The organism is Streptomyces sp. NPDC048411, assembly GCF_040704695.1.
Taxonomy (GTDB): domain Bacteria; phylum Actinomycetota; class Actinomycetes; order Streptomycetales; family Streptomycetaceae; genus Streptomyces.
Genome location: NZ_JBEZKL010000020.1, coordinates 45561 through 59537 on the forward strand (window position 1 = coordinate 45561; position 13977 = coordinate 59537).

The 13977-nt window shown below is 71.3% G+C and carries 13 protein-coding genes; 6 read left to right on the forward strand and 7 right to left on the reverse strand.

What is annotated here, in order from left to right; translation table 11 throughout:
• The 3 genes from AB0915_RS10515 to AB0915_RS10525 all read right to left on the reverse strand — a co-directional run bounded on the left by AB0915_RS10515 (position 1) and on the right by AB0915_RS10525 (position 2586).
• A complete protein-coding gene (locus tag AB0915_RS10515) occupies positions 1–1248 on the reverse strand; it encodes a substrate-binding domain-containing protein (RefSeq protein ID WP_366690698.1) in 1248 nt (415 codons plus the stop codon).
• A gap of 210 nt (positions 1249–1458) precedes the next feature.
• Complete coding sequence (locus AB0915_RS10520) at positions 1459–1830, reverse strand: DUF4190 domain-containing protein (RefSeq protein WP_358859544.1); 372 nt, start codon at positions 1828–1830, stop codon at positions 1459–1461.
• Between the two features lie 147 nt (positions 1831–1977).
• Positions 1978–2586 (reverse strand): TetR family transcriptional regulator, encoded by a 609-nt coding sequence (locus AB0915_RS10525; RefSeq protein WP_366690699.1) that lies wholly within the window; start codon positions 2584–2586, stop codon positions 1978–1980.
• 227 nt (positions 2587–2813) lie between these two features.
• Here AB0915_RS10525 and AB0915_RS10530 point away from each other — a divergent pair, with 227 nt between their 5' ends.
• The 5 genes from AB0915_RS10530 (at position 2814) to AB0915_RS10550 (ending at position 7643) form a co-directional block, all read left to right on the forward strand.
• Entirely contained in the window at positions 2814–4145 is a 1332-nt protein-coding gene (locus AB0915_RS10530; RefSeq protein ID WP_366690700.1) for a glycosyltransferase family 4 protein, read from the forward strand.
• A gap of 71 nt (positions 4146–4216) precedes the next feature.
• Positions 4217–4981 (forward strand): class I SAM-dependent methyltransferase, encoded by a 765-nt coding sequence (locus AB0915_RS10535; protein ID WP_345512946.1) that lies wholly within the window; start codon positions 4217–4219, stop codon positions 4979–4981.
• Positions 4978–6066, forward strand: coding sequence for a prenyltransferase/squalene oxidase repeat-containing protein (locus tag AB0915_RS10540; protein ID WP_366690701.1), 1089 nt, complete (start codon positions 4978–4980; stop codon positions 6064–6066). The genes AB0915_RS10535 and AB0915_RS10540 overlap by 4 nt, the downstream gene beginning before the upstream one ends.
• A 208-nt stretch (positions 6067–6274) precedes the next feature.
• Positions 6275–6826, forward strand: coding sequence for a hypothetical protein (locus AB0915_RS10545; RefSeq protein ID WP_366690702.1), 552 nt, complete (start codon positions 6275–6277; stop codon positions 6824–6826).
• A gap of 40 nt (positions 6827–6866) precedes the next feature.
• Positions 6867–7643: a maleylpyruvate isomerase family mycothiol-dependent enzyme gene (locus AB0915_RS10550; protein ID WP_366690703.1), complete on the forward strand. Its 777-nt coding sequence runs from the start codon at positions 6867–6869 to the stop codon at positions 7641–7643.
• Positions 7644–7648: 5 nt separating this feature from the next.
• Here the strand turns inward: AB0915_RS10550 and AB0915_RS10555 are convergent, their stop codons facing one another.
• From AB0915_RS10555 to AB0915_RS10570, 4 genes are all read right to left on the reverse strand, one after another.
• The gene (locus tag AB0915_RS10555) at positions 7649–8662 is read right to left on the reverse strand and encodes an LLM class F420-dependent oxidoreductase (protein ID WP_366690704.1); all 1014 of its coding nucleotides are present in this window, start codon (positions 8660–8662) and stop codon (positions 7649–7651) included.
• 116 nt (positions 8663–8778) lie between these two features.
• Positions 8779–9564 carry a hypothetical protein gene (locus AB0915_RS10560; RefSeq protein ID WP_366690705.1) on the reverse strand — a complete coding sequence of 262 codons (786 nt, stop codon included), beginning with the start codon at positions 9562–9564 and terminating at the stop codon, positions 8779–8781.
• Positions 9565–9806: 242 nt separating this feature from the next.
• Positions 9807–10748 (reverse strand): N-acetylmuramoyl-L-alanine amidase, encoded by a 942-nt coding sequence (locus tag AB0915_RS10565; protein ID WP_366690706.1) that lies wholly within the window; start codon positions 10746–10748, stop codon positions 9807–9809.
• A 184-nt stretch (positions 10749–10932) separates the two neighbouring features.
• Positions 10933–11577, reverse strand: a complete 645-nt coding sequence (locus AB0915_RS10570) for a class I SAM-dependent methyltransferase (RefSeq protein ID WP_358859534.1) — start codon at positions 11575–11577, stop codon at positions 10933–10935.
• A gap of 215 nt (positions 11578–11792) precedes the next feature.
• Here AB0915_RS10570 and AB0915_RS10575 point away from each other — a divergent pair, with 215 nt between their 5' ends.
• Positions 11793–13967, forward strand: a complete 2175-nt coding sequence (locus tag AB0915_RS10575) for an acyl-CoA dehydrogenase (RefSeq protein ID WP_366690707.1) — start codon at positions 11793–11795, stop codon at positions 13965–13967.
• The last annotated feature ends 10 nt before the right edge of the window (positions 13968–13977 follow it).

Here is a 13977-nt window from a genome sequence, read left to right on the forward strand (position 1 = left end):
TCAGCCCGCCGAGGGCTTCGCGGGCGGCGACACCTTGTCCATCGGCTCGGTGTTCACCAGCTCCGGCTTCGCGGTGGCGCCCTTTCCGGTCAGTTTCGCCACGAACATCGGCTGCAGCAGCGCGTGGTCCTCGGCCCGGATCTGCTCCTTGCCCTTCACCCCGTCGAAGCTCCAGCCCTCCAGCGCCTTCGCCATGGCGGCGGGATCGGTGGCGCTGCCCTCCTCCACGGCGTGCACGATCATCTGTGCCGCGGTGAAGCCGTCGGGGGTGAACAGGTCGGGGGTGCCGCCCGCCTTGGCCACCGATTCCAGCATGGCCTTCTCCACGGCGTTGCCGCCGCCCGCGCCGGGGAAGTAGTGCGCCAGGAACGAGACCTTGGAACCCGCCGCACCGAAGACCGGGTACGAGGCGGTCCCGGCCAGCCCGGTGACCACCTTGGAGGCGCTCGGCACCCCCTGCTGGTCCAGTGCGGTCCACAGTGCGGGGGCGGTGGAACCGGCCCAGGCGACGAAGACCAGATCGGGGCCGGCGGCCTTCACCTGCCGGGCGAACGGGGTCAGGTCCGTGGCGCTCGGCGGGGCCAGCACGGAACCCACCTTCGCGCCCTGGCCGCCGAGCACGGCCTTCACCGCGGCGACGTTGGCCTGGCCGAACGTGGAGTCCTGGGCCAGCACGGTGACCTTCTTGCCCTTGGCCCCGCCGAGCATCGCTCCGGCGGTGAGGATGTCCTGGTAGGACTGCCGGCCGGAGCGGAACGTGTAGTCGTTGATCCCGGTCACGGCGTCGGTGGCGGCGGGCCCGCTGACGTACAGCACTTTGTTCTGCGCGGCGAGCGGCGCCATCTGCAGGGCGACCCCGGAGTCCGTGGTCCCCGCCAGTACCTTGTAGCCCTTGCCGATGAGGTTCTTCGCCGCGGCGACCGCCTTGCCGGGGTCGCCCACGTCGTCCTGCTCGGTGACCTCGATGCGGTGTCCGGCCACCTTGCCGGTGCCCTTCGTCGCGTAGTCCAGACCCGCCATGAAGCCGTCGCGGTACTGCTTTCCGTAGGCCGCGAGCAGCCCGGTCCGGGAGTAGACCAGCCCCACGTCGACGGTCTGGTCCTTCGCGCCCTTGCCGGACGCGGTGTCCGACTCGCCTGCCTTGCCGGCGGCGGTGCAGCCGGTCAGCAGGACGCCGGCGGCGGCCAGTGTGGCGAGCGCGGAGAGGGGTCTGCGGTGGTGGACGGTGCCTGTGGCTCTGCGACGCATGGTGACCGGCTCCTCGGCGGGGTTCCTGTGATGTCGCCGAACCGTATGAACCCCGCGCCGTTGTCGACATGGTGCAGGGGCCCCCACCTGACGCGGTGCACATGTGGGGGTCGCACATGGGCCCGAGCCGGGGGCAGGGTGGCGCGGCCCGGGAGGACCGCGCCCCGTCACCGTCGCGCCATCCGCCCGGGCGGATGGCCGTCGGCGATGTCAGACGCCGCTGACCGCCTGGATCGTGGCCACGAGGAACCCGAGGCAGGCGAAGGCGCAGCCGATGATCCCCATCACCATTCCGGCGGTCGCCTGGCCGCGGGCGCCGCCCTCGCCACGGTCCGCCATGCGGCGGGCCGAGATGCCCAGGCACAGGGCGATGATCGGCGCCACGATCGGGACGAGCAGCAGTCCGACGATGCCGAGCACCATCGAGGCAGTCGCCTTGCCGGTGGGCAGCGCGGCGCCCGTGGGGTACCCGTAGCCGTAAGGGGCCTGGGCGCCGACGCCGTACCCCGGCGCCGTTCCGGGGTGGACGCCCAGGTTCTGCCCGTCCGCCGTGCCGCCTGCCATGCCTGACTCGTCAGCCATGTCTTCCTCTCCATCGGTGCTGGTCAGGTTCATGCTAGGAGAGATTCGAGGGCGCCCGGCACAGAGATGTGAGGGGTGTGTGGTCGACAGGTGAGGCCTCGGGGCAGGTCCGCCAGGAGCTGTCCGCGGCTGATGACGGACCGGCCCTCAGGGGGCGTCCGGAGTCGTCACGTCGATCAGCCGGCACACCGTCTCGATGTCTATCTTCACCTGCGCGATCGACGCCCGCCCCGACAGCCAGGTGATCAGCGCCGAGTGCCAGGTGTGCTCGATGACCCGGACCGCGGACAGTTGCTCCGGCGTCGGGTGCTGGAGCCCCATCGAGTCCAGGATGATGGCCGTCGTGATCCGCGAGACGGTGTCCACTTCGGGACTGACGCTGCGGTCCGCGAAGGTCAGCGCACGCACCATCGCATCCGCCAGATGCGGTTCGCGCTGCATCGCGCGGAACGCCCGCATCAGGGTGTCGGCGACGCGCGCCGCCGCGTCGTCCCCGGCCGGGGGGCGCTTGCGCAGCGTCCCGTGCATGTGCTGGAGCTGATCCTGCATGGTGGCGACCAAGAGGTGGATCTTGGAGGGGAAGTACCGGTACAGCGTGCCCAGGGCCACCCCGGCGGCCTCCGCCACCTCACGCATCTGCACCGCCTCGAAACCGCCCTTGCTGGCGAGCTGGGCGCTGGCGTGCAGAATGCGACGACGGCGGGCCTCCTGCCGTTCCGTCAGGGGCGGCGATGCCGGCTTGGCTTCCGCTGTCATGTGTCCCCATCCATGGCTTCTGTCCACGACCGGGGAGGCGTCTGGGCCCCGGCGGCGCACAGCATGCCAGGGTGTCCGGTGGTGGCGCGAATCACCTGATCCGGCCGTTGCGTCGACGCTACCTGCCGGTAGATTCGTAGCTCATTGAACGATCCAGTCTGAAACTTGTTCTAGATTAGCGTGAGCGGTTACGCTCCGGCGAACACGCAGTGAGAAGGGGGCCGAGTGTGACCGCTGAGGCCATAGAAGCGGGCCCCCGCGCGGGCGGCCACGCGTCGGGCAGCACCGACGGGCGACCCCTGCGCATCGCACTTCTCACCTACAAGGGCAACCCGTTCTGCGGCGGTCAGGGTGTGTACGTACGCCACCTCGGACGCGAGCTCGCCCGCCTCGGCCACAGCGTCGAGGTGATCGGCGCCCAGCCCTATCCCGTACTCGACGAGGGCGTCCCGCTCACCGAGTTGCCGAGCCTGGACCTCTACCGCCAGCCCGACCCGTTCCGCACCCCCGCCCGCGGCGAGTACCGGGACTGGATCGACGTCGCCGAGGTCGCCACCATGTGGACCGGCGGTTTCCCGGAACCGCTCACTTTCAGCCTCCGTGCCCGCCGTCATCTCGCCGCCCGTCGTGGCGAGTTCGACGTCATCCACGACAACCAGACTCTCGGATACGGGCTGTTGGCGGATCTCGGCGCCCCGCTCGTCACCACCATCCACCACCCCATCACCGTCGACCGGCAGTTGGAGCTGGACGCCGCCGGCAGCCGTCGCCGCCGCGCCTCCGTGCGCCGCTGGTACGCCTTCACCCGCATGCAGAAGCGGGTCGCGCGCCGGCTGCCGTCGGTCCTCACCGTCTCCGGCTCCTCCAAGCAGGAGATCGTCGACCACCTCGGGGTGCGGCAGGACCGGATCCACGTCGTGCACATCGGTGCGGACACCGACCTGTGGTCGCCCGACCCGAAGATCGCCGAGGTGCCGGGCCGGATCGTCACCACCTCCAGTGCCGACGTCCCGCTGAAGGGCCTTGTCCACCTCGTCGAGGCGCTCGCCGAGCTCCGTACCGAGAACCCGCGGGCGCACCTCGTGGTCGTCGGCAAGCGGGCCGAGGACGGACCGGTCGCGCAGGCCATCGAGCGGTACGGACTCCAGGACGCCGTCGAGTTCGTCAAGGGCATCAGTGACGCCGAACTCGTCGACCTGGTGCGGAGCGCCGAGATCGCCTGTGTCCCCTCGTTGTACGAGGGGTTCTCGCTGCCCGCGGCCGAGGCCATGGCCACCGGCACCCCGCTCGTCGCCACCACCGGCGGTGCGATCCCCGAGGTGGCCGGCCCGGACGGCGAGACCTGCCTGGCCGTGCCGCCCGCCGACGCCGGGGCGCTGGCCGCCGCACTCGCCCGGCTGCTGGGCGACCCGGAACTGCGGGCCCGGCTCGGCGCCGCGGGCCGCGAACGGGTGCTGTCCCGGTTCACCTGGAAGCAGGCGGCCATCGGCACCGCGGAGCTCTACCGGCAGGCGATCGCCGCCCGCGCCGCCACCACGCACTCCGGCAGCCGTCGGTGACCCCGACGCCCGTCCTCGCCGTCCCGGCTCCCTGACCCCTTCTCGACCCCCGACCGCGAAAGCAGGCATTCGTGCTGACCGTGGACTTCACCCGCTTCCCGCTCGCCGCAGGCGACCGAGTGCTCGATCTGGGATGCGGCGCCGGACGCCACGCCTTCGAGTGCTACCGGCGCGGCGCCCAGGTGGTGGCTCTCGACCAGAACGGCGAGGAGATCCGCGAGGTCGCGAAGTGGTTCGCGGCGATGAAGGAGGCCGGTGAGGCCCCCGAGGGCGCCACCGCCACCGCGATGGAGGGCGACGCGCTCAACCTGCCGTTCCCCGACGAGTCCTTCGACGTCGTCATCATCTCCGAGGTGATGGAGCACATCCCTGACGACAAGGGCGTGCTCGCCGAGATGGTCCGGGTCCTCAAGCCCGGCGGCCGGATCGCCATCACCGTGCCGCGGTACGGCCCCGAGAAGATCTGCTGGACGCTCTCCGATGCGTACCACGAGGTCGAGGGCGGCCACATCCGCATCTACAAGGCCGATGAACTCCTGGGCAAGATCCGCGGCGCCGGTCTCAAGCCGTACGGCACCCACCACGCCCACGCCCTGCACTCGCCGTACTGGTGGCTGAAGTGCGCGTTCGGAGTCGGCCGCGACGGCGAGGACGCGGCACTCCCGGTCCGCGCGTACCACAAGCTGCTGGTCTGGGACATCATGAAGAAGCCGGCCGTCACCCGGGTCGCCGAGCAGTTGCTCAACCCGGTCGTCGGCAAGAGCTTCGTCGCCTACGCCACCAAGCCGCACCTGCCCAGGGCCGCCGCCGACGACCTTTCGAAGGCCGAGGCGTGACCACTCCCGAGCAGACCGAACACCTCGTCCTGCCCGGAGTGCTCACCGCCGAGCAGGCCACCGAGACCGTCGCCGCGCTGCTCTCCGTGCAGTGCGAGGACGGCGCGCTGCCCTGGTTCCGCGGTCACCACCTCGACCCGTGGGACCACACCGAGGCCGCCATGGCCCTCGACGCCGCGGGTGAGCACGCCGCGGCGGAACGCGCCTACGACTGGCTGGCCCGGCACCAGAACGAGGACGGCTCCTGGTACGCCGCCTACCACGACGGCGACCCGGACCGGCCGACCGACCGGAGCCTGGAGTCCAACTTCTGCGCGTACGTGGCGGTCGGCGTCTGGCACCACTACCTCGCCACCGGCGACGACGCGTTCATCGACCGGATGTGGCCGACCGTCTACGCGGCCGTCGAATTCGTCCTGCGGCTCCAGCAGCCCGGCGGGCAGATCGGCTGGAAGCGTGAACCCGACGGCAGCCCGGTCGACGACGCCCTGCTGACCGGCTGCTCCTCCATCCACCAGGCGCTGCGCTGTGCACTCGCCATCGCCGAACAGCGTGAAGAGCCGCAGCCCGACTGGGAGTTGGCCACCGGTGCGCTCGCGCACGCGATCCGCAACCACCCCGAGCGCTTCCTCGACAAGAGCCACTACTCGATGGACTGGTACTACCCGGTCCTCGGCGGAGCGCTCACCGGAACGGCCGCCAAGGAACGGATCGAGGAAGCCTGGGACCGCTTCGTCGTCCCCGGCCTCGGGGTGCGCTGTGTGCTGCCCAACCCCTGGGTGACGGGCGGCGAGAGCTGCGAACTCGCCCTGACGCTCTGGGTGATGGGTGAGTCCGACCGGGCGCTGGAGATTCTCCAGTCCATCCAGCACCTGCGCGCCGAGGGCGGCATGTACTGGACCGGTTACGTCTTCGAGGGCAACCGGGCGTTCTGGCCGGAGGAGCACACCACCTGGACCGCCGGCTCGCTGCTGCTCGCGGTGGCCGCTCTGGGAGGCGATGAGGCGACGACCGCGGTCTTCAGCGGCGAACGGCTGCCGAAGGGGCTGGAGCCGGACTGCTGCGATGAGGCTTCGCGCACCTGATGGTCCGCGTGGACCACTGAGCGCGTCCTCATCGGCGGGTCCGTAGCGGCGGATGCGGCCCGCCACCGCATGCCGCTGTCCGCGGCCCGAAACCCGGACGGCGCCTCCTGAGTGGCGCGGCGCCCGGCCCGGGACGAGCCTGGCCAGGAGTGCCGGACCGCGTCACTCACCGCAGAACTCGCCGTGAGCCCGTCCAAGGAGGCCCGCTGTGCCCCGTTCCGTACCGCTCCGCCGTCTGTTCGTGGCGTTGCTGCTGTCCTGCACCGTGCTGGTGGGCGCCACCGCGTGCGGCAAGGGCTCCGGCACCAGTGCGAGCTCCTCCCCGTCCCCGAGCGTTACGGCGTCGGCGGAGAAGCAGAAGCTCGCGAAGACGCGGTTCGTCGCCAACGCGGGGCTCGCGGCGGGTGCCACGTATCAGTGGATCGTGAAGCCGTACCGTGCGGGCACGTTCAAGAAGGGTGCTGACGGGCGGAAGTTCGCACTGGTCAAGGCGGGGCTCGCGGGCGGGTTCGCGTACAACCGGCTCAAGGCGGCGGCGGAGAACGCCAAGGGCGACCCGCTGCTGTCGAAGGCGGTCGCGCCGCTGACGGCGGGCATCGAGTCGCTCAAGGGGCTCGGGAACAAGCTCCGCACGGGCGAGGCGGGCGCGGGGGACGTCAGTGCCTTCGAGAACGTCATCAGCGGCATCAAGGACGCGGGCAAGAGCGCGGGCGCCGAGGTGAAGGACAAGGTGCCGTCCGCCTCCCAGCTCGGCGGGTAACCGGATGTGGGCAGAGCGACGGCCGCAATAGGGTGGCGCCATGACACTTCTGGCACATGATCGCTACTGTGACGAAATCGTCCGGCAGACCGATGAGTTGAGGGCGGCGATCAAGGGCGCGGATCTCTCCGCGCCGGTCCCGACCTGCCCCGACTGGACGCTGCGCGATCTCGCCGTGCATGTCGGCGGCGCCCACCGCTGGGCCGGCGAGATCGTCCGCACCCGGGCGACCGCGCAACTCCCGGACGAAGAGGTGCCGGAGTCCACGCCGGCCGGCGACGACCCGGCCGTGCTGGACGCCTGGCTGGCCGACGGGGCGGCGAAGACGGCAGCCGTCCTGCGTGACGCAGGTCGCGACCGACAGGTGTGGAGCTGGTCGTGGGACACGAGCGCCGGGTTCTGGGCGCGGCGCATGGTGCACGAGACGGTCGTCCACCGCGCCGACGCGGTGCTCGCCGTGCGGGCCGGCTACGAGGTGCCGCCCGAGCTGGCGGCCGACACGATGGACGAGTGGCTGGAGATCGTCGCCTTCGCCCAGTCCATGGGGGACCCGGAGGCTGCGGAGCTCCGGGGGGCCGGCCGGTCCCTCCACTTCCATGCCACAGACGTGCCCGCGGCGGATTGGCTGATCGAGTTCGGCGAGGACGGGTTCACCTGGCGGCGGGCGCACGAGAAGGCGACCGTTGCGGTGCGCGCGCCGCTGACAGACCTGATGCTGCTCCTCAACCGGCGGCTGGACGTGGACAGCGGACGGGTCGAGGTGGTCGGAGACCGGGAATTGCTCGACTTCTGGCTGGAGCGTGCGACGTTCCGCTGAGGCTCTCAAGCGCTGTTGAGGTCTGCCAGTACGCGCAGGGTGTGTGGGTCCGGTGCCGTGACCAGCAGGTCGGTCACCGGGCCCTTGCGCCACAACTCCAGCCGCTGCGCGATCCGTTCACGCGGTCCGACGAGCGAGATCTCATCGGCGAACGCATCCGGCACGGCCAGCACCGCCTCCTCCTTGCGGCCTTGGAGGAACAGCTGCTGGATCCGCCGCGCCTCCTGGGCGAAGCCCATCCGTGCCATCAGGTCGGCGTGGAAGTTACGGGCGTCGTGTCCCATCCCGCCGATGTAGAAGCCGAGCATCGCCTTCACCGGCAGCAGGCCTTCCGTGACGTCGTCACAGACGTGCGCGCGGGCCATCGGCGCGATCATGAAGCCGTCGGGGAGCCCGGTCAGCGACGCTTCGTACACATCGGTCCGCAGCGGCGACCAGTACAGCGGCAGCCAGCCGTCCGCGATCCGGGTCGTCTGCGCGATGTTCTTCGGGCCTTCGGCACCCAGCAGTACGGGCATCCCGGCCCGCAGTGGATGGGTGATCGGCTTCAGCGGTTTGCCGAGCCCGGTCGCGTCCGGACCGGTGTACGGATGGGAGTGGAACCGCCCGTCCAGCTCAACAGGGGCCTCGCGCCTCAGTACTTGCCGGATGACCTCGACGTACTCGCGGGTGGCGGTCAGCGGGCTCTTCGGGAACGGGCGTCCGTACCATCCCTCCACCACCTGGGGCCCTGACAGCCCGAGCCCGAGCATCATGCGGCCGCCGGACAGGTGGTCGAGGGTCAGAGCGTGCATGGCCGTCGCGGTCGGGGTGCGCGCCGCCATCTGTGCGATGCCGGTGCCCAGCCGGATGCGGGAGGTGTGCGCCGCGATCCAGGTCAGCGGGGTGAAGGCGTCGGAGCCCCAGGCCTCCGCCGTCCACACCGAGTCGTAGCCCAGCTGTTCCGCCTCGCGGGCGAGCTCCAGGTGGGCGGGGTTCGGGCCGCGGCCCCAGTAGCCGAGAGCGAGTCCGAGCCGCATACCGGTCCCTCCAGCCAAATTTAATTGACGCTACGTCAGATGGCGTTGCACGGACGGAGGGTACGGCAGCGGCCCCCCGCCCGGAAGGGGCGAGGGGCCGCGGAGCGGAAGCGCTGTCAGCCGCGCTGGATGCCCGTGGTGTCCTGCAGAACGCCACGACGGCCGTCCTGGGTCTGGGCGATGAGGCTCGGACCACGCTGCTCGACCGCGAGGTACCAGGTGCCCGGCGCCAGTTCGGCGATCGGGCTCGGTGAACCGTCCTCGCCGTACAGCGGACGGGCCACCGGCACGGCGAACCAGAACGGCGTGAAGTCGCCGGCCGGCGCGGCGCCGCCCTGCGGGGCCTGCTGAGCCTGGGCGGGGTCGGGCTGACCGGGCTGCGGCTGGGCACCGTACGGCTGGGGCTGACCCGGCTGCGCACCGTACGGCTGCTGCTGGGCCCCTGGGTAGCCGTACCCCTGGCCGGGCTGCGGCTGGCCGCCGTACGGCGCCTGCACGCCCTGCGGGCGCGGGGCGCCCATCAGGGGTGCCTTCAGCGCGGGAACCAGCGGGGTGGCGACCGCGCCGCCGGCCAGCGCGAGCGAGGCGATCAGGCCGAGGACGAGACCGGCACCGGCGTCGACCTGGCCGAGGTCGATGATCGTCCAGAAGATGTTCCACGCGCTGAAGATCGTGGCCGCGACGCCGAACTGGCCGATTTCCAGGCCGACGATCTTGCGGGGCTGGGGCTGCGAATGGGAGAGCACGATCAGTGCCGCACCGATCACCCCGACCAGGTAGACGCCGATCGCATTGCCCAGCGAGTCCCAGGCGTTCGGCGCGTCGACGCCGCCGAGGCTCTTGTAGGAGATGAAATCGAGGAAAGAGGCGATGAACAGCACCACCGCTGCTCCGATCACCACGCCATCGCCTCTAGTGAGCGAGCGGATATTCACGTGAAGGTCCTTAGTCGGTCGTCTCGTCGGGGCGGTCGTCGCTGCCGCCGGTGCGGCGGGCACGGCGCGAAGCCCGGGGGCGGCTCCGCATCGCACGGATGAATCTATCGTCTGGCCGGCCGGGTTGTGTCCTGGCCCGGACCTTGGACGGTCATCCCCCCGAATAACCCTGCACAACGACCGCATAACCACCGCATAACTACACGTGCTTACCCGCGCAGGTAGGAACTGATGCCATCCGCAATGCCCTGTGCGGCCTTCTGGCGCCAGCCCGCGCTGGTGAGCAGGGCGGCATCCTTCGGATCACGCATATTGCCGCACTCGATGAACACCTTGGGCACCGTGGACAAATTGAGTCCGCCCAGATCCTTACGGGTGTCCAACCCCGTATTGCCGCCCACGTAATTGGAAGGCGCACTTCCGGTAGCGCGGACGAAGCGACCGGCGATCCGGGTGCCGAGATCGCGCGACGGTGCGACGATTTTCGAGGTGTCCGCCGCCCCGCCGCGCACGAGTGCGGGAAGAATCACATGGAAGCCGCGGTTGCCGACCGCGGAACCGTCCGCGTGCACCGACACGACCGCATCGGCTTTGGCATGGTTGCCGATCCGGGCCCGCTCGTCGATACACGGCCCGTAGGGGCGGTCGTTGTCGTACGTGAGGACCACCTCGGCGCCCTGCGCCTGCAGGAGCGCCCGCAGCCGGTGCGAGACGTCGAGGGTGAACGCGGCCTCGGCGTAACCCGAGTCGGTGGACGTACCGGTGGTGTCGCACTCCTTGTGCGCGGTGCCGATGTCCACCTGGCGGCCGATCTCGCGGGTGTGCTCGTGGTTGCGCGGGTTGTGCCCGGGGTCGATCACGACCGTCTTCCCCGACAGCGGCCCGGACACGGTGCGGCTCGCGGACTTCGACGGGGAGGGCGGCACCGAGGTCGCCCTCGCCGCCGGACTGCTCTTCGCGGGCGATGACGACAGGGACGGCGCGGACGACGTGCCACCACCGCCCTCGCGCGGCTGCGCTGCCCCCCCACCACCACTGCCACCGCCGCAGCCCGCGATCAGGCACACGCAGCCCAGCACGGCAGCGACGAGCAGGGCTCGGCGGCGCCGCGCAGGATGAGGGACGGGAGGAACGCTGGTGTCGTACGGCACGTCGCGATGCTATCCGGCGGCTCAGAGTGCCCGGCAGTAGGCTTCGCGGCGTCGCGGGGCTGGGGCACGCACCTCGCGGCGTTGTCGTCAATCTCCAACGCTCCGCGTTGGCTCAATCCTCCGCCTTGCGAAGCACGCACCCCAGCCCCGCTCCTTCACCCGCGCTGCCTACTGCCGGGCACTCTCAGATCCCCGTTCCGGTACGGCGCAGGACGCGCAGCGAGTCCGTGGCCGACACCTCGGTGAACGCCCCGGACTCCAGCGCCCGCAGATACACCCGGTACGGCGCCTGACCACCGTGCGCGGGATCGGGGAACACGTCGTGGATCACGAGCAGCCCGCCCTCGGCGACATGCGGCGCCCAGCCCTCGTAGTCACCGTTCGCATGCTCGTCGGTGTGTCCGCCGTCGATGAAGACGAAGCCGAGCTGCCCGCCCCAGACGGCCGCGACCTGCGGGGACCGCCCGACGAGCGCCACGACGTGGTCTTCGAGGCCCGCCGCGTGCAGCGTGCGGCGGAAAGTCGGCAGCGTGTCCATCCGGCCGACCTCCGGGTCCACGACGGTCGGGTCGTGGTACTCCCAGCCCGGCTGCTGCTCCTCGCTGCCCCGGTGATGGTCGACGGTGAGTGCGGTCACACCGGCCGCCCGGGCGACGTCGGCGAGCAGGATCGTGGACCGCCCGCAGTACGTCCCGACCTCCAACAGCGGCAGACCGAGCGCGGCGGCGTCGGTGGCGGCCGCGTGGAGGGCGAGCCCCTCGACCACCGGCATGAAGCCCTTGGCCGCCTGGAAGGCAGCGAGAATCTCCGGCTCGGGCTCGGCGGCCACGGGGTTCCTCCAGGTCGTACGGGAATGAAACGGCGCCTCATCGTGCCGTACGGGCCGGTCGGCGGCGTCGGCGGGGGTGGTTTGCGCCGACCGGGCCGGCACCCGGTGCGGTGCGGTACGTCGCCGAAACCGCGCGGTCATCTGACCTTCCATCAGATTGGAACGTGTTCTACTCTTGCGCCGTTCCAGTGGCCGCGACCGGCAAGGATCCGTACATGGGCATCGGAATCACCCAGGAACAGCGGGAGTTGGCGCAGGCCGTACGGGGATGGCTGGCGCGCGCCGTGCCCCCGGACGAGATCCGCAAGCTCCTCGACGCGAGCGCCCCTTCCGCACCCGGTGTGCGCCCCGGCTACTGGGACGGTCTCGGCGAGCAGGGGCTGCTCGGCATCCATCTGCCCGAGGAGCGCGGCGGAGCAGGCGGCACACTCCTCGACCTCGCCGTGGTTCTCGAGGAGGCGGGACGGGCCGCGCTCCCCGGCCCGTACCTGGCGAACGCGCTTGCCGTGGCGGTGCTGGGCGACGCGGGCGGGAGCGACCTGCTGGGCGCCCTCGCCGCCGGTACCCGCATCGGCGCCGTCGCCCTCGGCCCCGGCACCCTCACCGTCGTGGAGGGCGAGGACGGTCACCTTCTCGACGGCACGGCTCCACCCGTGCTCTCCGGTGCCGACGCCGACCTGCTCCTGCTCCCCGCCGAATCGGCCGCCGGCACCCGCTGGTTCGCCGTCGACACCGCCGCCGAGGGGCTCACCGTGCGCCCGCACCGCGGCGCCGACCCGACCCGCCCCACCGCCGAGGTCCGGGCCGACGGCGTACTCGTACCCGCAGACCGTGCCGTACGGACAGACTCCGTGGCCGTCCGTGATCTCGCCGCCGTCCTCCTCGCCGCCGAGGCGTGCGGCACCGCCTCCCGGGCGCTGGACACCGCCGTCGCGCACGCCAGGGTCCGCGAACAGTTCGGCCGTCCCATCGGGCAGTTCCAGGGCATCAAGCATCTCTGCGCCGACATGCTCGTCCGCGTCGAACAGGCCCGCGCCCTGGTGTGGGACGCCGCCCGCGCGGCGGACGAAGCCCCGGAGGTACGGGGACTGGTCGCCGCCCTCGCCGCAGGCACCGCGCTCGACGCCGCGTACAGCTGCGCCAAGGACTGCATCCAGGTCCTCGGCGGCATCGGCTTCACCTGGGAGCACGACGCCCACCTCCATCTGCGCCGGGCGCTCGTGGCCCGGCAGCTGCTGGGGGCGGGGGACGCCCACCGGCTACGGGCCCTCCGGCTGGCCGAGGGCGGCGCGCGCCGAGAACTCGCCCTCGAACTCCCCGCCGAGGCCGACCGTCATCGCGCCGAGGCGCGCGAGGCCGTCGCCGCCGCCCAGGGGCTCGACCCGAAGGCCGCCCGTCGCGTCCTCGCCCCGAGCGGCTACGCCGCCCCGCATCTGCCCGCCCCCTACGGTCTGGACGCCGGACCTCTCCACCAGCTCGCCGTGCAACAGGAGTTGAAGGAGCAGGGAGTGAAGGTGAGCGACCTGGGGATCGCCACCTGGGTGGTGCCCTCGCTCCTCGCGTACGGGACGCCGGACCAGCAGGACCGCTACCTCATGCCCACGCTGCGCGGCGAACTCCTCTGGTGTCAGCTGTTCTCCGAGCCCGGCGCCGGCTCCGACCTCGCCTCGCTCCGCACGAAGGCCGAGCGGACCGCCGAGGGCTGGCGGATCAACGGCCAGAAGGTCTGGACGAGCGCCGCCCAGTGGGCCGATCACGGCATCCTGCTCGCCAGGACCGACCCGGACGCCCCCAAGCACCAGGGGCTCAGCTACTTCCTCGTCGACATGAAGAACACCGAAGGCATCGACATCCGCCCGCTGAAGGAGATCACCGGCGACTCCCTCTTCAACGAGGTGTACTTCGACGACGTCCTGCTGCCCGCCGACGCCGTCGTCGGCGATGTGGGCGACGGCTGGCGGGTCGCCCGGAACACCCTCGGCAACGAACGCGTCCACATGGCCGACCAGATGACCTTCGACACCGGACTGGAAGCGCTCATCGCCCGCTCCGGCGAGCTCGACGGCACCTACCGGGCGCGGATCGGCGCCCTCGCCGCCGAGGCGCACGCGCTCGCCTGCATCGGACTGCGGACCACCCTGCAACAGGTGTCCGGACTGGAGCCGGGCGCCGGAGCCTCGATACGCAAGCTCGTCCAGACCACCCACCAGCAGAAGATCGCCGAACTCGCCCTGGAACTGCTCGGACCGGCGGGCGCGACCGCGGAAGGTCCCGGGGACCGGGCCCTGCACGGATTTCTGATGTCCCGCTGTCTGACCATCGCCGGCGGCACCACCCAGGTTCAGCTCAATGTCGTCGCCGAGCGCATTCTCGGCCTCCCGCGTGACTGAGCTCCTCTGA